A 17,698-nucleotide genomic window follows, 5' to 3' on the forward strand; every position below is an offset into this window, starting at 1 on the left:
GTTCGTCACCGCGCGCCGGGACCGGGGCCGGTCCCGTCGAGGGGCGTCAGGGGTCTCGCGCCGGGCCCGGCCCAGCGGAAGGTGGACATCAGCGCGTCGAAGAAGATGACGAGGGCCTCGGAGACGCGTTCGCCCTCCTCGGAGTTCCAGACGGTGCTGAAGGACATCACGAGCCAGTCGCCCTCGGCGTCGTCCCGGGAGATCACGTAGACGACCTGCTTCGTGGACACCACGGGGAAGTCCCCGTCGTGCCGCACGTCGTGGGAGGTCGTGGCCACGCGCGCGCCCGGGCGGCCGTCGACCTCGACGAGCTCGCTCTCGTCGTAGTCCTCGGTGAGGATGCTGGACGCCACCTCGACGGGGTTGCTGCCGGCGTCGCTGACGATCTCCGCCTCCGTGATGGAGCAGGGCGTCATGATGCCGTTCAGGGGTTCGGTCGGGAGGTAGACGGCGCCGGCCCCGGCCTCGGTGGCCTCGGTGAAGGTGTCGCGCAGGGCATCACGCATCAGGTGGCGGTGCGGCTCGACCGAGTCCCGCGGGAGGTCGTCCGGCAGGGACCGGCGGACCACCGCCTCGATCGCCTCGTCGAGCTCGCGAGCCTGGTCCGGACCGGTCGGGAACCTGACCCACCCCGGAGGGAAGAACATGCCCCACACGTCGGTCGGCCTGGCTCCGGACAGGTCGGGCTTCGCGGTCATGATCCACTCCGGACGATCTTCACGGCGGGCATCAGCTCGTCGAGCAGTTCGGTCATCAGGCCGGTGACGAACAGGTTCTGGGAGCGCCAGACGAGCACGGTGTCGGCCAGGACGTCGTCGTGCTCGGCGCGGCGGCCGAGGGCCACGCTCACCCAGGCCGTGCCGCTGCCGCCGCCGAGGTCGAGCCGGGTGACGCGGAGGCCGTCGCCGTCGGGCAGGTCGAGGTGGTCGATCTCCGGGGGCGCGAGAGGCGCTCCCCCGGTGGCGCCCAGGGCGGCCATGAGCCCGTCGCCGTCGTCGTCGGGACTGCTGAGGCCGACGGCGACGAGCACCGGGATGGGTGTGCACCCGAGGACGCCGACGGCCGCGAGGACCCGGTCGCCGTCCGGTGCGACGGTGTCGGCGAACTCGCGCAGGTTGCGGACGGACTCGGCCGCCGTGCGTTCGAGCTCCGCGCGGAAGTCGTCCGGGACGGCGAGGTCGCGGTACTCGTCGTCGACGACCTCCTGGGGCTTGATCGTGTCCGCGACGAGGGCCACGGCTTCTCTCTCCCAGCGTTCGACGACGTCCTGCGGGTCCTGCCCCGTGGCGGGCACGGCGAGCCAGCCCGCCGGAGGCTCGACGTTCCAGGTCCAGTCCCCCGGGGCGCTCGCGCGCACCCGTTCCACCGCGCCCGTCACCGGTCGTCCAGGACGTTGTTCTCGCTGTAGAGGCCGCTGTAGTCGGCGTCCTTCCACCAGTCGAACGAGCTGCGCAGGTCGTTGGGGCTGAAGTTCGTCGGGGTGACCGCCATGCCCCAGAGCGACGTGATCCAGCCGAAGCTGAAGGCCCAGGGGCCGAGCTTCGCGTAGAGGGGGATCGTGGCGGGCGCGCCGCCGAGGAGGTTGACGATGTTCAGGTCGATCTTCTTCAGGTCGCTGATGTCGTTGACGCCGAGCACCCGGTCGCCCCGCCAGTTGCCCCGGACGAAGACGTCCCCGAAGCGCGACTTCTCGACGTTCCAGAAATTCTTGGTGTAGAACTGCCAGAACGGCGGCTTGACCGTCGTGCTGCCGATGAAGTCGTCCCACCGGTTGAGGTTCTGCGTGATCGTGGTGAACTGCCGGTCGAGGGAGCCGAGCAGCGACCGCTCCGCGGGCGAGAGGGGGTTCACCCGCCACGCGGGCATCGGCCTGCTGAAGTTGATCCTGGGGTAGGCGCCCGGCCGGCTGAAGTTGGGAGGCAGACGGGTGCGCAGGGTGTCCCGCAGCCGGGAGACGGCGGCCAGCCTGTCGACGGTCGCGTCCCGCCAGCCGCCTCCGCGGCTCGCCACCTTGATGCTCTGCAGCCCCTTGAGTGCCTTGGTGGCCACCGCACCGACGCCGATGAACATGATCCCCACGACGCCGATGATGACGCTCAGCCAGCTGCCCTCACCCCAGGCCGCCAGGATGGTGCTCGCGATCGTCGACAGCACGGTGACCACCACTCCCAGCAAGGTCACGATGCCCAGGCCGGGGATGAGGATCGCCAGCACCGCCAGTGCCATCCCGATGTAGCCGAGGATCTCGACGATCTTCTTCAGCACCTTGGCGATCTTGTGCCGGAGGGCCTCCTGCCAGGAGTGGTGCAGGCCGTCGACGTCCCAGTTCTCCTTGATCTTGGCGGCGGCGGCGTCCGCCGCGACCTGCAGGGCCTCCAGTGCCCTGCTCGCCTTGGCCTTCGCCGCCGCGATGCCCTCCTCGGCCTTGCCGATCGCCGCCGCGCGCTGCGAGGACGCCTGGCGGTCCTGGTCCGTGAGGGGAGGATCGTCCTCCGAGCGGTCCGCGTTCACAGGATCCGCCATGTCCTCGGCGATGCCGAGCTGACGGTTGGCCTCCTCCGCCTCACGGAGTGCCTCGCCCGTCCGGGTCCGGGCCTCCCGCAGCTCCGGCTGGTAGCCGACCAGCGCGTCCTTCACATCGCTGTACCGGTCGGCCACCTTCGACAGCGCCTCGTTGCTCTCCCGCGCACGCTTGCGCATCGCGTCGGCCGCCTGCCCCTTGAGAAGCCGGACGTCGCCGTCACCGATCCGTTTCAGCAAGGCAGCCTGGTCGGCCATCGCCTCGGCGATGTTCTTGTAATGACTGATGATCCCGTCGAGCCCTTCGGCCGGCGCGGGGACGGGATCGGAGTCATGGCCGAGCAGGTTCCATGCGCCTTCACGGGCGCCGCTCATCCGGTTCTCCTATTTCGGCTGTTCGTCGAACGAGGAGGCCAGCGCGTCCTCGGTCTCGGCCCAGGCGTCCTTCGCCTGGTCCATCTTCTTGGTGAGGTCGTCGAGCTGGACCTGGAGCTTCTCGCGCTTGACCCACCAGTTGTCGATGAACGCGTTCATCGCACCCCTGACGGTGTCGTGGCCCCAGATGTCGCCGCCTTCCCACATCGCGGACATGTTCTTGAACTCGTCGTTGATGTTCTTCAGGTCGGTGGCGGCGTCCTCCAGGACCTCCTTCGTGACGATGACATCGGCCACGGCGTCACTTGTTCAGCGCGTTGGCCAGCTCTTCGTCCGTCTTGCGCAGCGCCTCCGCGGCCTGCTTCAGGTACTCGCCGATTCCGTCGAGCCCCTCCATCACCTGCTTGCCGCCCTTGTCCAGCTCCTGATAGGACTCGTCGAACCGCTTGGACGACTTGTCGGTCACATAGCCGTCCTGGACGAGGTTCTGCACCAGGTTGCGCAGCTGGTCGAGCTTGCTCTGCATGTCCGCCGCCTCCTGCTGCATGCGTGCGGCGGCGTCCTCCATCTCCTGGAAGGTCACGTTGATGTTCGGCATTGAGGTGGTCCTCTCGGCGTGGCTCGGGCCTGGAACGGTGGAACCCGGCCATCGTCGTGAACCAGTCGAAACGGACGCGCAACGACAGACGAACGAGGTCTGAACGTTGGCACACGAAGGCACGACAAAACCGCAGGTCACAGTGGGGTTCCTGGCGGCAGGCCGACGGATGCGGCGGCACCTTCGCTCAGCAACCGGCGCGGCGCCATCAGCTAGCCCGGCGTCATCGCCTGGCGCGGCTCTGCCGGGACCGGACACGCGGTGTCGCCCGCCGTGCCCGGGAGACCGCCATCAGTGCGGCTGCGGCAGGGTCCCCGGCGCCGCCAGGACGCGCTCGGCACGTTCCACCAGGGCCACCGCGCCCGCCGCCAGCGGGACGAGTACCAGGTTGCCGAGCAGCATCGTGCGGAAGAACGGCAGACCGGCCACGTAGGAGGCAAGGAGTCCGTCCAGGCCCGGAGCGTAGAACGTGCCCCGGCTCTGCAGCCACACGCCGAAGTTGGTCCAGAGGAAGAACCAGACCGATCCCCCGATGCCGAGCCCGAACGCCGCACCGAGCCGCCGCCACCCGGTGGTTCGACGTACGAGGAGCGCACCCACGCCGATCACGGCCCACGCCGTCCAGGTGAACACCAGGATCGACGTGTTGCCCAGCAGCGCGTCGCTCACCGCGGCCGCCGCGAAGGGGACCAGCACCGCGGCCCGGTGCCGCAGGATCACGGCGACGAAGAACGTCGCCGCCGTGATCAGTTCCAGATTGGGCGGAGCGCCCAGGTCGCCGCGCACCACGCGCCACACCACCGCCGACACCACCACCGCCACCGCGAGCGCCGGACGCCACCAGCGGCGCGCGAGGTCGGCGAGCGTCAGGTCCCGCACGGGTGACCGGTGGCCGCCGGACCGGGCGCCCCGCATCAGAACGTCTCCAGCTTCCAGGTGATCTCCTGACCGTCCTCGGTCTCGAGGGCACTGGCACCCTCGGTCGCCTGCTCACCGTCCACGTAGAGCGCCCAGAACTCGTTCGCGCTCTCGTCGGCCGTGTACCCGCAGATGCCGGTGACGAACGCCGTCTCGCCGTCGCCGGTGGCCTCCGCCGACGGGTCGTTCTCCAGCAGCAGGTCGAGCGCGGTCTCGCCGTCCTCACCCGCGTAGGAGAAGTCCTCCTTCTCGACGCAGGCGGGGGCGAGGCCTCCCGGCGCCGACGCCGCGTCGGTGGGCTCGCCGGTGGAGTCGCCACCGGAGCCGCACGCCGCGAGGAGCGCGACGGCAGCCGCGGCAGCGAACATCTTGAGGGACGGGATCGTGGTGCGTTGCATGGTCACGGCCTCATCGTAAGAACGCGCGCGGGGGACGCGCACGCCCGTCTCGTGGACCGGAGGCGCACCTGCCGGCTGGTCGGCGGCGACGTGTCAGACGTCGATGCGCTCCCGGTCGAGCTCGCCGGCACCCTCGACGATGAACTTTTTGCGGGGCGCGACGTCCGAGCCCATGAGTAGTTCGAACACGCGCTCCGCGGCCTCGGCGTGTTCGGCCGTGACCCGCCGCAGCGTGCGGTGACGCGGACTCATGGTGGTCTCCGCGAGCTGGTCGGCGTCCATCTCACCGAGGCCCTTGTACCGCTGGATGTCCTCCTTGTAACGCCGCCCGGCCTTGTCGAGCCTGCGCAGCGTGCTCTGCAGCTCGGCCTCGGAGTACGTGTAGATGTACTCGGTCTTGCGCCGCCCGCTGGCGGGCAGCTCCACCCGATGCAGGGGCGGGACGGCCGCGAACACCCGGCCCGCCTCGATGAGCGGCCTCATGTAGCGGTAGAAGAGTGTCAGGAGGAGGGTGCGGATGTGCGCGCCGTCGACGTCGGCATCGGTCATCAGCACGACCTTGCCGTAGCGGGCTGCCTCGAGGTCGAACGAGCGCCCCGAACCGGCACCGAGCACCTGGATGATGGCGGCGCACTCGGCATTGCGCAGCATGTCGCTGATCGACGCCTTCTGGACGTTGAGGATCTTGCCGCGGATGGGCAGCAGCGCCTGGAAGTCGCTCGAGCGGGCGAGCTTCGCGGTGCCGAGCGCCGAGTCACCCTCCACGATGAAGAGCTCGGACTTGTTCACGTCGTCGCTGCGGCAGTCGGCGAGCTTGGCGGGCAGGGAGGAGGTCTCCAGCGCGTTCTTGCGCCGGCTGATCTCCTTCTGCTTGCGCGCGGTGATGCGCGCACGCATCTCGGCGACGACCTTCTCCAGGAGGAGCGCGGCCTGGGTCTTGTCGTCCCGCTTCGTGGAGGTGAGGTGCGCGTGGATCTCCTTCTCCACGACGCGCGAGACGATCTGCCGCACGGGTCCGGTGCCGAGCACCTCCTTGGTCTGGCCCTCGAACTGCGGCTCCGCGAGGCGCACGGTGACCACGGCGGTGAGGCCGGCCAGGACGTCGTCCTTCTCGATCCGTTCGGCGTTCTCGACGCGTGAGACCTTGAGCTTGCGTGCGTTCGTCTCGACGGCCTTGCGGATCACCTTGAGCAGACCCTGCTCGAACCCCGTGTGGTGCGTGCCGCCCTTGGGGGTCGAGATGATGTTGACGAAGGAGCGCACCTCGGTCTCGTAGCCGGTGCCCCACCGCAGCGCCACGTCCACCTCGCAGTCGCGCTGGACCGCCTGCGGCGTCATATGACCGCGCTCGTCCAGCACCGGCACCGTCTCGGAGAACGTGCCCGAGCCCTGCAGCCGCCAGATCGCGGTCACCGGCGCGTCGGGGGCGAGGTGCTCGACGAAATCGACCACGCCGCCGTCGTGCTTGAACACCTCCTCGTGCACGCCCGACTCCCCCGGCGTGCCGGGCAGGCCGCGCTCGTCGCGGATCCGGATCTCCAGGCCCGGCACCAGGAAGCTGGTCTGCCGGGCGCGGGTGACCAGTTCGTCGTAGCTGAAGACGGCGGTCTTCGGGAAGATCTGCCGGTCGGCCCAGTAGCGCACGCGGGTGCCGGTGACCCCCCGCTTCACCTTGCCGACCACCGCGAGCTCGGAGTGGTCGGTGAACGGCTCGAACGGCACGTCCGGCCCGGCGCCCGAGGGCGGGTCCGCGAACACACCGGGTTCACCGCGGTGGAACGTCATCCGGTGCGTCTTGCCGGCGCGATCGACCTCCACGTCGAGGCGGGCGGACAGCGCGTTGACCACCGACGCACCGACGCCGTGCAGACCCCCGGACGCCGCGTACGAACCGCCGCCGAACTTGCCGCCCGCGTGCAGCTTCGTGTAGACGACCTCCACGCCGGACAGACCGGTCTTCGGCTCCACGTCCACCGGGATGCCACGCCCGTCGTCGGCGACCGTGACGGACGAGTCCGCGTGCAGGACGACATCGATCCGTGTGGCATGCCCGCCCAGGGCCTCGTCGACCGAGTTGTCGATGATCTCCCACAGGCAGTGCATCAGGCCACGCGAGTCGGTGGTCCCGATGTACATACCGGGTCGCTTGCGCACCGCCTCCAGACCCTCCAGGACGGAGAGATGGCGAGCGGTGTAACTGGATTCCTTCTCAGGACGGGCGGTCGCGGTCACGGGCCACAGCGTAGACGAGGTGTCCGACACGATGTGCTCGCCACGCAGGACGAACGCGGGTAGACACATAGCGGACGACGGCGCGACGAGGCGTCAGGGGTACGTTGGGGGCGCGTTGCCGGCGCCGTCCGGGACGCGGCCGCGCACGAGAGACGTGTGTGACGACGATTCATCCCTGAGCGCAATCCGGCCTCGCGGCTACGGAAACTGTGAGGCACACCGCTATGCTCACGGCGAAAGCGGGGCCCTGAGGGGATGGGACCCCATGGACCGATGGTTGGATAGGGGCGTGACAACCATGACGACCGAACAGCTCACCGCCGCCGACCGTTGCGACCGCTGCGGGGCCCAGGCCTACGTGCGAGTCGTCCTGCCCACGGGCGAACTGCTCTTCTGCGGCCACCACGCCCGTGCACACCAGCCCGCCTACGCGGGAGTGGCCACCCACGTCCAGGACGAGACCGACCGACTGCTCGCCGAGCACGGCCAGAACTGACTGAGACCCCACAACTTCAGACCCACGCGAACGGCCGGCCCCCGAAGGGAGCCGGCCGTTCTGCTGTTCTCGTGTGCTGCCGTCCTTGCCGTGCCGTCGTCGAGCACTCGCCGTCGTCCGAGCGCTGCCGTCGTGGAGTGCTGCGGCCCTCGGACGCCCCGGGCGTCCCCGCCCGGGGCCGAACAGGCCGGGTCAGTCCAGGTAGTCGCGCAGCACCTGCGAGCGCGACGGGTGGCGCAGCTTCGACATCGTCTTGGACTCGATCTGACGGATGCGCTCGCGCGTGACGCCGTAGACCTTGCCGATCTCGTCGAGCGTCTTGGGCTGACCGTCCTGCAGACCGAACCGCATGGACACGACACCGGCCTCACGCTCGCTGAGCGTGTCCAGCACCTGGTGCAGCTGCTCCTGCAGGAGCGTGAACGACACGGCGTCCGCCGGCACCACGGCCTCGGAGTCCTCGATGAGGTCACCGAACTCGCTGTCGCCGTCCTCGCCGAGCGGGGTCGCCAGGGAGATGGGCTCGCGGCCGTACTTCTGGACCTCGACGACCTTCTCCGGGGTCATGTCGAGTTCCTTGGCCAGCTCCTCCGGGGTGGGCTCACGCCCGAGGTCCTGGAGCATCTGGCGCTGCACGCGGGCGAGCTTGTTGATGACCTCGACCATGTGCACCGGGATACGGATGGTGCGGGCCTGGTCGGCCATGGCGCGGGTGATCGCCTGCCGGATCCACCAGGTGGCGTACGTCGAGAACTTGTAGCCCTTGGTGTAGTCGAACTTCTCGACCGCGCGGATCAGACCGAGGTTGCCCTCCTGGATGAGGTCCAGGAACAGCATGCCGCGACCGGTGTAGCGCTTGGCGAGCGAGACCACGAGGCGCAGGTTCGCCTCGAGCAGGTGGTTCTTCGCACGCTTGCCGTCGTGCGCGATCCACTTCAGATCGCGCTCCATCCGGCGCTGGTCCTTGTCGTTCCGGTCGAACTCCGTGCTGGCGAGGCGCTCCTCGGCGAACAGGCCGGCCTCGATGCGCTTGGCGAGCTCGACCTCCTGCTCCGCGTTCAGCAGCGCGACCTTACCGATCTGCTTCAGGTAGTCCTTGACCGGGTCCGCGGTGGCACCCGCGGTGACGACCTGCTGCGCGGGCTGGTCCTCGTCATCCGTGTCGGAGACCACGAAGCCGCCTCGCTCGTCGGCGGTGTCACCCTTGCGCTTCCTCGCGGACGGCGCAGGCTCCTCCTCCTCGAGCGGGGGGGTCGAGATGTCCGACAGGTCGTTCTCCACGAGCACCGGGGCGTCCTCCGCCCCCTTGCGGCGGCGTGGCGCCGTCTTGGCCGCCGTGCCCTTCGCGGCGGTCTTCTTCGCGGCGGTCTTCTTGCGCGTCGTCGGCTTCTCGGCCTCCGCCTCGTCCCCGTCCGTGACGGTCTCCGACACGGTGTCCTTGGTCGCGGCGGCGGGAACGGCCGACTTCGACACGGTGGTCTTGGTGGCGGTGGACCTGCGGGTGGTGGTCGACTTCGTCGTACGGCGCGTGGACTTCTTCGCGCCGGATGTCTTCGTGCCCGACGCCGAGCCCTCGGCGTCGTCCTCCACGCTGGCCTTGGCCGCGACCGTGCCCGAGCGGCTCGCGGTGGCGGCGGCGACCGTCGCGGAGGCGGGCAGCCCGACATCGACCCCCGAGCCGGCGAGAGCCCGCAGCACGGCCTTGAGCCGCTTGGCGTCGGCCACCTTCGCAGCCTCGCACGCCGTGCGGAAGTTCTCGGCGTCGACACGGCCGGCAGCCACGCCGGTGCTGAGGAGCTGCTTCAGAGCGGGATGCTCGAACTCGCGGGGCAGGTCGCGCACGGGGGCGCGATCGAGAGCTGTGTCCTGGGAGTTGACGGGAGTGGGCGCCACAAACCGACCTTTCGGGGTCATCGAGGATCCGGTGGTTCCGCTGCCGGGGCCTGCACTGGACCTCGTCGTGATCGGCAACGAACAAGGGATATTGTACCGTTGGCACCCTTGCACGCCTCAGCCGACGTGGCCAGCGCAGGAAAGTCGGGGCTCATCTCACAGCCTCACGCACGCGGAGCCCGCTTACGACGGGCTTTCTTCCCGGGTTCTCGCTCGTATTCTTCGGGATAGAGAGTCAACGAACCGCGCCGCCCAATGATTCCCGAGCAGGTGCCGCCCGGATTTTCGAGCAGGTGCTGTCCGGCTCCGGTCTCGCCGCCGGGCAGCTGCCACCATCGTCAGACCTTGACCGCCAGCACCGGGCACGGCGCCTCGATGAGGATGCGCTGCGCTCCGGAACCCAGGATCAGCTTTCCGACGGGGCTGCGGCGGCGCAGTCCGATCACCAGGAGTTCGGCGCCCGTCTCCAGCGCTATCCGCACCAGGTCGTCGGCGAGATCGCCGGTACCCGGGTCCAGGCGGACCTCCACACCAGCCGTGTGAAGCCGCTCGGTCAGCTCGCCGACGTCCCTGCCGGGCTCGCCGGGGCCGGCCACCACGACGAGCGGTGCCTTGCGCCGTTCGGCCTCGGTCACGGCGGCGTCGAACGCCGCATGGCCCTCCGGAGTGCCCAGGTTGCCCACGACGATCGTCATGGTCACCGACGCTACCGGAAAACGGGCCTGGCAACTCCGCAGGAACGCCTCCTGGACGCCGGCTCGGAGCGAGCACCCCGGCCCTTCACGGTGCGCCAGGGTGACAGGGCGCCGTCACGGCGTCGGCTCCAGTGCCTCGTCCCGCTCGCCCTCACGCATCAGCTCCGCCGTCTCCCTCCGGACCCAGCCGGGCGGCAGACCCGCGTCGAGGGCGGTCGAGACGAGTCCCGCCAGGGCATACTCCGCGTCGATGGCGAGCGCTGCGCCGATCCTCCCGGCCGCCATCGCGCCGTCACCGCCCCACCAGGCGATCAGACCCAGCAGGGTGAGCGGCGCGGGCCGACGGGCGCGCGGCACGTGTGCGACCACCGCCTCCAGGACCCGCACGGCCGCGCCCACCCGCTCGCCGTCGGGCCGGCTCGCGTTCTCCGGATCCACGACCCGGGCCATGGCGCGCGCGGCAGCCGCGTCCGTGTCCGCGTCCACCCGCCGTTGGGCGGTACGCAGCACCGCGTCCGCCTCTGCCGCCTCCGCCTCGTCGCACCCCTGCGCCGCCTCCTCGTCCGCGGTGACCCACAGCAGGAGCGCGTCGCGGATCCACCGGTCGCCCATCGCCGCGGCGAGCCGTCCGAGCATCGCCGGTTCCAGCTCGACGGTCTCCCCCGCCTCCGCCGCACGCGTCCGCCGTACGGCCGATTCCCACTCCGCCAGGGACCGCTCGGCCCAGTCGGCGGTGGCGGCTCGCGCGTTCTCCCAGCGGGCAGCCGCCCGGCCGGCAGAGCGCCGCGCCTCGGGCGACGCACGTGCGATACGCAGCCGGTCGGCGCGGCTCGGCGCCACCGACCGCCCGGCGAGCACCATGGCGGCCGCGACCCGGCTGTGCGTGATGTCCTCCATCGGCCGGCCCTCGGCGGGGCAGCACAGCACGTCGGCACAGTCGAGCGCGCGATAACCACCAGGTGTGACGACCCACGACTCCGTTCCCGGCAGGTTCGTCTCGATCCGTGCTGCCGTGGCCTCCACCGCCCGGCGCAGCCGGCTCCCCGTGGCGGCCGCGACAGGCAGGGCCGTGCCGGTGTACCCGACGACCACGACGCGATCGGCTCCGTCCCTCGTCGCGACTCTCGCCAGCGATTCCGCCGCGGCCTCGGCCGCTGGACGTCCGTCGGCACGCCGCCCGCCGAAAGCCTGCAGACCGAGCCGGGCGACCAGCCCGACGACCTGACGTCCTCCACGGACGCTGACCACGACGACGGACTCGGACGGCTGGTAGCCGAGACGGAACGGGATGAAGGCGATGAGGTCCTGCGGACCGCGCACCCGGACGGTGATGGCGTTCGTGTTCATGACCACCATCAGACGCGCCCGGCCGCCGTCCCGCCGGGTCCTCGGACGCTCCCTGTCGACAAGCCGGCGGCTCCCCCGGATCCGGTCGGCGTCGGGTGGTGTGTTCCCGCTGAGGGGGTCCGAACGGCTACCGTGTCCGGGTGCCGAGCATTCCCGTGCCGGGCCGGGTGCGGCCCGCGAAGAGCGAACGACGTGGCCGCGGGGCCGCCGCCCGCGCCGCGACGACCACGGCGGTGGCTGCGCTGCTGCTGTCCGGGTGCGACATGAACGAGGCCCTCGGCGACTTCACCGACGAGTTCGGCAACGCGCGCCAGGTCACCGAGGAACCGGACACCGCCGTCAGCGCACCGGCCGATCCGGCCGCCGCGGGCGACCCGTCCGCGTCGCCCAGCCCGAGCCCCACGCCCGAGGCACTGCCGAGCTTCGACGCCCAGAGCGTCGTGGGAGAGTTCGCGCCCGGCTTCCCGAAGGGAGTGATCTCCCTGCCCGACGGTGCGAAGATCCTGGCGTCGTCCGCCACTCCCGTCCCGGACGCGAAGCCGGCGACCGTTCAGGTCACGCTGAACCTGTCGGCGAAACGGCCGCCGGCGAAGCTGCTGGAGCAGGTGGGCTCCGCCCTGGCGAAGAACGGATTCGAGAAGCTCGACGCCCCCGCGGAGAGCGGTATGTCGGAACAGGCCGCCTTCACCCGCACCACCACGGTGAAGGAAGCCACGGTCAACGAGTCGCTGCTGGTGGGCGTCCTGAAGGACGGCGACCGCTCGCTGCTCACCCTGAGCGGGACGGTCGCCGCCCGGGCAGGCGCCTAGGCTGGCCTCGTGGCACTCATCTCGTCCCCCGTACCGACCACGCCTTCCGCTCTCGTCGACGTCGAGGGTCTGCGCTCCCGCGTGGACGAGGCGCTCACCGCTCACCTGATGACCTTGGCCGCGGAGATCGCCGGCGTCGGCGCGGCGACGGAGGGAGCCGCGACCGCGCTGACCGATCAGGCGTCCGTCCTGGTGTCAGGGGGCAAGCGGCTCCGGGCCGCGCTCTGCTGGTGGTCGTTCCGGTCACACGGCGGCGCCGTGTCGGGCCGGTCCGCCGACGCAGCGGTTCGTACGGGGGCCGCGCTCGAGCTCTTCCAGGCAGCCGCCCTGCTGCACGACGACGTCATGGACAACTCCGACACCCGGCGTGGCGCGCCGACGGCCCACCGGTCCTTCGCCGCCCACCACGCCGGCTCCGGATGGTCCGGCGACTCCGCGCGGTTCGGCGAAGCCGGCGCGATCCTGCTCGGCGACCTGGTACTGGTCGCGGCACAGCGCGAGCTCACCGGAGCCCTCACCACGGCCCCCGACGTCGCGCCACGGGTCCGCGAGGCGTTCGACCGGATGCAGACGGAGGTGGTGACCGGCCAGTACCTCGACGTGCTCGTGCAGGCGGAGCCGTGGGGTGCCGACCCGGCCGCGGACGAGTCCCGGGCGCGGGCCGTCCTCCGCGCCAAGAGCGCCGGGTACTCCGTCGCGTTCCCGCTGGAGCTCGGCGCGCTGCTCGCCGGCGCCGGCCCGGAACGTGCGGCGTCGCTCCACACCGCAGGCGTTCCGCTGGGGGAGGCGTTCCAGCTGCGCGACGACGTGCTCGGCGTCTTCGGGGATCCCGCGGTGACCGGCAAACCCGCAGGCGACGACCTGCGCGAGGGCAAGCGCACCGTGCTCGTGGCCCGCGCCATGGCCGGCCTCAGGCCCGGAGCGGACCGGGATCTCCTCGCAGGAGCGCTCGGCGACCCCGACCTGTCCGACGACGACGTCCGGCGCGTGCGTCAGGTCATCGTGGAGTCCGGGGCACTGGACGGCGTCGAACGCCTCATCGCCGAGTTGTCCGGCACGGCGACCGCACGCCTCGACGCCGCCGAGCTGAGCTCGCCGGGCCGGGAGATGCTGGCTGCGATCGCTCGAGCACTGGTCGACCGCGAGGCGTGACGGGCTCGAGCCCTCGGTTCCGCGCTGCGCTGCGGCATCGGGCCGGCACGGCGCCGGCCGGATCCGCCGGGCCGGCCGGATCGGCTCAGAACAGGGCCTGCGCCACCCGCCGCACCTGGGCACGCTGTCCCTGACGCAGTGCCTCCAGCGGGCTCGTCCCGAGCGATTCCTCGTGCTCGTGCAGCCATCCGATGATCTCGGGATCCTTGAATCCGGCATCGGTGAGCAGCACGATCGTGCCGCGCAACGTGGGGATCACCTCGCCGTCGTGCAGGAATCCGGCCGGGACCTGCCAGACGGAGCGATCCCCGTGCTTGACCGCGACCACGTGCCGGTCCCGCACGAGCCGGCGAGCCCGTCCGAAGTCGATGCCGAGGGCATCAGCGAGGTCGGGCAACGTCAGCCACTCGTCGACGAGGGCGTCCAGATCCGGGCCGTCAGGCGTCGTGGTGCTCACCGGCCGATCCTATCGGGCGGCGCCGTCCTCGTGCTGGCCGCCACGGGCGTCGCGGCGTGACGCAGCGGTCACACCGCCGTCCACGTGGCGGAGGCCGTCGTCGTCCGCGGACAGAACACGCCATACCCGCACGTCACTCCGCACCCGTACACTGTCGGCCCGTGGCTCCCGTGACTCAAGATCCCCTGGTCGGGCGGACGGTCGACGACCGCTACCAGGTCGCCGCGCGCATCGCGAGCGGCGGAATGGCTACCGTGTACCGCGCCTACGACACGCTGCTGGACCGCGAGCTCGCGCTCAAGGTGATGCACCCCCATCTCGCCGAGGGAGACCAGGCCGCCGAGTTCCTCGCGCGGTTCCAGCGGGAGGCCCGTGCGGCCGCGAGCCTCTCGCACCCAGGTGTCGTCGCCATGTACGACCAGGGCCGTGACGGCACCCTCAGTTATCTGACCATGGAGTACATACCCGGGTCCAACCTGCGCGAGCTGGTCCGTGAGGGTGTGCTGACCGTACGCCGCACCTTCGCGCTGCTCGACCAGGTACTTTCCGCGCTGAGCGCCGCGCACGACCACGGGGTCGTGCACCGCGACATCAAACCGGAGAACGTCCTGCTGAGCGAGAACGGGAAGCAGGTCAAGGTCGCCGACTTCGGGCTGGCCCGTGCCGTCACCGAGATGACGCAGACCGCCACCGGCACCGTGTTCGGCACCGTCGCCTACATGGCGCCCGAGGTCATCGCGACCGGGAGGTGCGACGTCCGCGCCGACGTCTACGCGGTGGGAATCATGGCCTTCGAGATGCTCACCGGGAAGCAGCCCTTCGCCGGGGACACGCCGATCCAGGTGGCGTACGCACACGTGAACAACGACATCCCGGCCCCGTCGACCGTCGTGGAAGGGCTCGGCGGAGCCGTCGAGCACCTGGTGCGCACACTGGCCGCGCGCAACCCGGCCGGGCGCCCGGCCGACGGCCGCGAGGCCTTGCGGCTGCTCCGTGCCGTCTGGAAGGCACTGCCCGCCGAAGTGCTCGACGCCACGCCGGGAGACCTCGGGACACCGGAACCGGCGAGCCCTGCGCCCACCGCGCCGACCGCGCCGGCACGCCCGCGCGCGACGACCGGCATCCCGCAGGCCGCACTCCCCGCGCTCGGTCCTCGACGGGCGAGCGGCTCACAGCACGCCGCCGCGGTGCCGATCACCAGGCCACGGCACCGGGAGCGGTTCGGACCGCTGATCACGGTCGCGATCCTGCTGCTCCTGCTTCTTGTCGGGCTCGCCTGGATGGACGGTGACGGGAAGTTCGACTGGGTGCGGCAGGATGCCGCGTCGTCGCCTGCCGCACCCGTCCCCCCGTCCGGGCCCTGGCCGCCGGGAGGCCCCTCAGCTCTCTGAGGACGACTCCGCGGGCGCCGCACTCTCCCGGTCGTCGGGTGCGTCGCCGGTCCCGGCGTCCTTCCGCCCGTCCTCGCTCGTCCGCCCGGAGGCCGTCGTCGTCGCCCCGCCGTCCGGATCGCCACCGGCCGCAGCCGGCTCACGCCCCGGCACGAACACCGACTCCTCGCGCTCGGGATGCTGCCGCCCTCGCAGCACGAACAACGCGATGCCGAGCAGGGCCACCACGATGGACACCGCCGAGTTCGCGGGCAGACCCAGGTAGGTGTCGCTGGTCGGGTCGATACGCAGCAGTTCCAGCCACGCCCGGCCCACGCCGTACCAGACCATGTAGAGGCCGAACAGGCGTCCCCAGCGCAGGTGGAACCGGCGGTCCAGGGCCAGCAGCAGGCCCGCGCCGACGAGGTTCCACAGCGCCTCGTACAGGAACAGCGGGTGGAACAACGTGCCGGCCGCCGTCCCGACGGGGTACATGGCCGCGGCCGGGTCGATCTCCAGGCCCCACGGGAGCGTGGTGGGGTTGCCGAACAGCTCGTGGTTCCACCAGTTGCCGCCGCGGCCGATGGCCTGCGCCACCAGCATGGCGGGTGCGAGGGCGTCGGCGAAGGACCAGAACCGGATGCCGGCACGCCGGCACGCGATCCAGGCTCCGACCGCACCACCGATCAACGACCCGAAGATCGCGTTGCCGCCGTCCCAGATGCGCACCACGTCCCACAGGTCGGCGCCCGCGTAGAAGTAGTCCTGCGTGTGTGTGAGCACGTGGTAGATGCGCGCGCCGACGATGCCGAGCGGCACCGCCCACAGCACGATGTCGAGCACGACATCCGACGGTGCCCCCCGCCGGGTCAGACGCCGTTGCGTGAGGTACGCGGCCGCGGCGATGCCCGCGAGCAGCCACAGGGCGTAGACGTGGATCGTCAGCGGGCCCAGGGTGATGGCGTTCCACTCCAGGGGCGGGCTGGGGATCGCGTAGAGCACGGATCAACTGCCTCTCTCGTCGAAGCTGGCGTGCGGGCCCGCATCTGCGATGCGGACGATACCCGCGACGTCGTGGGGCAGACTACTGGCGGATCATCTCCGCCACCTGGAAGGCGAGCTCCAGGGACTGCTGGTGGTTGAGCCGCGGGTCCACGAGCGTCTCGTAGCGCAGCGCCAGGCCCGCGTCCGAGATCTTCTCCGCACCACCGAGCACCTCGGTGACGTCGTCTCCCGTGAGCTCCACGTGCAGACCGCCGGGCACCGTGCCCAGCGTCTGATGCACCTCGAAGAAACCGGCGACCTCGTCGAGCACGTCGGACAGGCGGCGCGTCTTGTAGCCGGACTCCGACGTGATCGTGTTCCCGTGCATGGGATCCGTCACCCAGGTGACGTTCACGCCCGCCCACGTGACCGCTTCCACCAGTGTGGGCAGGACGTCGCGGATCTTCCCGGCGCCCATCCGCGTGATGAAGGTGAGGCGGCCCGGCTCGTTGTCCGGGTTCAGCCGTTCCGCCAGCGCGAGGGCGTCCTGCGGGGCGGTCGTCGGACCGAGCTTCACCCCGATCGGATTGGCCACCCGCGACAGGAAGTCGACGTGTGCGCCGTCCAGCTGCCGGGTGCGCTCCCCGATCCACAGGAAGTGGGCACTCGTGTCGTAGGCACGGCCCGTGCGCTGATCGTGGCGGGTCAGGGCACGTTCGTAGTCGAGGATGAGCGCCTCGTGGCTGAGGAAGAACTCGACCGAACGCAGCGCGTCGAAGTCGGCACCGCACGCGTCCATGAACCGGATCGCGCGGTCGATCTCGTCCGCCGTCCGCTCGTACCGTGCGTACGCCGGGTTCGACATGAAGCCACGGTTCCACTCGTGCACCTGGCGAAGGTCCGCGAACCCGCCCGTGGTGAACGCCCGTACCACGTTGGCGGTCGCCGACGAGATCCGGTAGGCCCGCTCCAGGCGCTCCGGGTCGGGGACACGTGACTCCTTGGTGAAGGCGTGCCCGTTGACCATGTCCCCGCGGTAGGCGGGCAACGTGATGCCGTCGCGTGTCTCCTCGTCACTGGAACGAGGTTTGGCGTACTGCCCGGCCATGCGCCCCATCTTGACGACGGGCGTCGACGCGGAGTGCGTGAGGATCACGGCCATCTGCAGGATGGTCCGGACCTTGTTGCGGATCCGGTCCGCGTGCGCGTCCGCGAACGACTCGGCGCAGTCCCCGCCCTGCAGCAGGAACGCCTCGCCTCGCCCGGCGGCGGCGAGGCGTTCCCTGAGCGTGTCCGCGTCGGCCGGAGCGGCCAGTGGCGCGGCATGCTCGAGCCGCGTCGTCACCGCCGCCAACGCGTCCCGGTCCGGCCAGACCGGCTGCTGGCGCGCGTCGAGCGTGCGGAAGTGGTCCAGCCCTGCGGCCAGGGCGTCATCGGCGACGGTGCTCATCGGC

General features: G+C 70.9%; 18 protein-coding genes. 4 read left to right on the forward strand and 14 right to left on the reverse strand.

The annotated features are described in order from the left end of the window. Positions 1–5: 5 nt before the first annotated feature. From J0911_RS17400 to J0911_RS17435, 8 genes are all read right to left on the reverse strand, one after another. Entirely contained in the window at positions 6–698 is a 693-nt protein-coding gene (locus J0911_RS17400; RefSeq protein WP_207276707.1) for a hypothetical protein, read from the reverse strand. After that, positions 695–1,378 (reverse strand): hypothetical protein, encoded by a 684-nt coding sequence (locus tag J0911_RS17405; protein WP_207276708.1) that lies wholly within the window; start codon positions 1,376–1,378, stop codon positions 695–697. Before J0911_RS17405 ends, J0911_RS17400 begins: the two co-directional genes overlap by 4 nt. Continuing rightward, positions 1,375–2,895: a hypothetical protein gene (locus J0911_RS17410; protein WP_207276709.1), complete on the reverse strand. Its 1,521-nt coding sequence runs from the start codon at positions 2,893–2,895 to the stop codon at positions 1,375–1,377. Before J0911_RS17410 ends, J0911_RS17405 begins: the two co-directional genes overlap by 4 nt. A 9-nt stretch (positions 2,896–2,904) precedes the next feature. Then, entirely contained in the window at positions 2,905–3,192 is a 288-nt protein-coding gene (locus tag J0911_RS17415; protein WP_207276710.1) for a hypothetical protein, read from the reverse strand. 4 nt (positions 3,193–3,196) lie between these two features. Further along, entirely contained in the window at positions 3,197–3,493 is a 297-nt protein-coding gene (locus tag J0911_RS17420) for a WXG100 family type VII secretion target (RefSeq protein WP_207276711.1), read from the reverse strand. Positions 3,494–3,784: 291 nt separating this feature from the next. Continuing rightward, on the reverse strand, positions 3,785–4,408 hold the full coding sequence (locus J0911_RS17425; protein WP_207276712.1) for a DUF6580 family putative transport protein: 624 nt from the start codon (positions 4,406–4,408) through the stop codon (positions 3,785–3,787). Continuing rightward, on the reverse strand, positions 4,408–4,809 hold the full coding sequence (locus tag J0911_RS17430) for a DUF4430 domain-containing protein (RefSeq protein WP_242636959.1): 402 nt from the start codon (positions 4,807–4,809) through the stop codon (positions 4,408–4,410). Before J0911_RS17430 ends, J0911_RS17425 begins: the two co-directional genes overlap by 1 nt. 93 nt (positions 4,810–4,902) lie before the next feature. Beyond that, positions 4,903–7,041 carry a DNA gyrase/topoisomerase IV subunit B gene (locus J0911_RS17435; RefSeq protein ID WP_307865143.1) on the reverse strand — a complete coding sequence of 713 codons (2,139 nt, stop codon included), beginning with the start codon at positions 7,039–7,041 and terminating at the stop codon, positions 4,903–4,905. Between the two features lie 298 nt (positions 7,042–7,339). Between J0911_RS17435 and J0911_RS17440 the strand changes: the two genes are divergently transcribed. Then, a complete protein-coding gene (locus J0911_RS17440; protein WP_192863856.1) occupies positions 7,340–7,537 on the forward strand; it encodes a DUF7455 domain-containing protein in 198 nt (65 codons plus the stop codon). 192 nt (positions 7,538–7,729) lie between these two features. Here J0911_RS17440 and J0911_RS17445 read toward each other — a convergent pair whose 3' ends face one another. From J0911_RS17445 to J0911_RS17455, 3 genes are all read right to left on the reverse strand, one after another. Further along, positions 7,730–9,451 carry an RNA polymerase sigma factor gene (locus J0911_RS17445; RefSeq protein WP_207276715.1) on the reverse strand — a complete coding sequence of 574 codons (1,722 nt, stop codon included), beginning with the start codon at positions 9,449–9,451 and terminating at the stop codon, positions 7,730–7,732. A gap of 317 nt (positions 9,452–9,768) precedes the next feature. Then, on the reverse strand, positions 9,769–10,125 hold the full coding sequence (locus J0911_RS17450; protein WP_207276716.1) for a universal stress protein: 357 nt from the start codon (positions 10,123–10,125) through the stop codon (positions 9,769–9,771). 114 nt (positions 10,126–10,239) lie between these two features. Next, complete coding sequence (locus J0911_RS17455) at positions 10,240–11,472, reverse strand: DUF4192 domain-containing protein (protein WP_207276717.1); 1,233 nt, start codon at positions 11,470–11,472, stop codon at positions 10,240–10,242. Between the two features lie 140 nt (positions 11,473–11,612). Here J0911_RS17455 and J0911_RS17460 point away from each other — a divergent pair, with 140 nt between their 5' ends. Then, on the forward strand, positions 11,613–12,281 hold the full coding sequence (locus tag J0911_RS17460; RefSeq protein WP_207276718.1) for a hypothetical protein: 669 nt from the start codon (positions 11,613–11,615) through the stop codon (positions 12,279–12,281). Positions 12,282–12,290: 9 nt separating this feature from the next. Then, the gene (locus J0911_RS17465) at positions 12,291–13,433 is read left to right on the forward strand and encodes a polyprenyl synthetase family protein (RefSeq protein WP_307865144.1); all 1,143 of its coding nucleotides are present in this window, start codon (positions 12,291–12,293) and stop codon (positions 13,431–13,433) included. 85 nt (positions 13,434–13,518) lie between these two features. On the opposite strand, the gene J0911_RS17470 is transcribed toward J0911_RS17465, so the two are convergent. Further along, positions 13,519–13,890: an Rv2175c family DNA-binding protein gene (locus J0911_RS17470; protein ID WP_207276719.1), complete on the reverse strand. Its 372-nt coding sequence runs from the start codon at positions 13,888–13,890 to the stop codon at positions 13,519–13,521. A 161-nt stretch (positions 13,891–14,051) separates the two neighbouring features. Between J0911_RS17470 and J0911_RS17475 the strand changes: the two genes are divergently transcribed. Then, positions 14,052–15,281, forward strand: coding sequence for a protein kinase domain-containing protein (locus J0911_RS17475; RefSeq protein ID WP_207276720.1), 1,230 nt, complete (start codon positions 14,052–14,054; stop codon positions 15,279–15,281). Here J0911_RS17475 and lgt read toward each other — a convergent pair. Then, on the reverse strand, positions 15,270–16,262 hold the full coding sequence (gene lgt / locus J0911_RS17480) for a prolipoprotein diacylglyceryl transferase (protein WP_207276721.1): 993 nt from the start codon (positions 16,260–16,262) through the stop codon (positions 15,270–15,272). The genes J0911_RS17475 and lgt overlap by 12 nt on opposite strands. An 82-nt stretch (positions 16,263–16,344) precedes the next feature. Beyond that, positions 16,345–17,694 carry a class II 3-deoxy-7-phosphoheptulonate synthase gene (locus J0911_RS17485; protein ID WP_207276722.1) on the reverse strand — a complete coding sequence of 450 codons (1,350 nt, stop codon included), beginning with the start codon at positions 17,692–17,694 and terminating at the stop codon, positions 16,345–16,347. Positions 17,695–17,698: the final 4 nt, after the last annotated feature.

The sequence above is a fragment of the Myceligenerans salitolerans genome (assembly GCF_017349295.1).
GTDB classification, from domain to species: Bacteria; Actinomycetota; Actinomycetes; order Actinomycetales; family Cellulomonadaceae; genus Myceligenerans; species Myceligenerans salitolerans.

Coding starts and splice junctions, on each gene's coding strand:
- J0911_RS17400 (WP_207276707.1), bottom strand. CDS start 698: ATGACCGCGAAGCCCGACCTGTCCGGAGCCAGGCCGACCGACGTGTGG.
- J0911_RS17410 (WP_207276709.1), bottom strand. CDS start 2,895: ATGAGCGGCGCCCGTGAAGGCGCATGGAACCTGCTCGGCCATGACTCC.
- J0911_RS17420 (WP_207276711.1), bottom strand. CDS start 3,493: ATGCCGAACATCAACGTGACCTTCCAGGAGATGGAGGACGCCGCCGCA.
- J0911_RS17425 (WP_207276712.1), bottom strand. CDS start 4,408: ATGCGGGGCGCCCGGTCCGGCGGCCACCGGTCACCCGTGCGGGACCTG.
- J0911_RS17430 (WP_242636959.1), bottom strand. CDS start 4,809: ATGCAACGCACCACGATCCCGTCCCTCAAGATGTTCGCTGCCGCGGCT.
- J0911_RS17440 (WP_192863856.1), top strand. CDS start 7,340: ATGACGACCGAACAGCTCACCGCCGCCGACCGTTGCGACCGCTGCGGG.
- J0911_RS17445 (WP_207276715.1), bottom strand. CDS start 9,451: ATGACCCCGAAAGGTCGGTTTGTGGCGCCCACTCCCGTCAACTCCCAG.
- J0911_RS17450 (WP_207276716.1), bottom strand. CDS start 10,125: ATGACGATCGTCGTGGGCAACCTGGGCACTCCGGAGGGCCATGCGGCG.
- J0911_RS17455 (WP_207276717.1), bottom strand. CDS start 11,472: ATGAACACGAACGCCATCACCGTCCGGGTGCGCGGTCCGCAGGACCTC.
- J0911_RS17485 (WP_207276722.1), bottom strand. CDS start 17,694: ATGAGCACCGTCGCCGATGACGCCCTGGCCGCAGGGCTGGACCACTTC.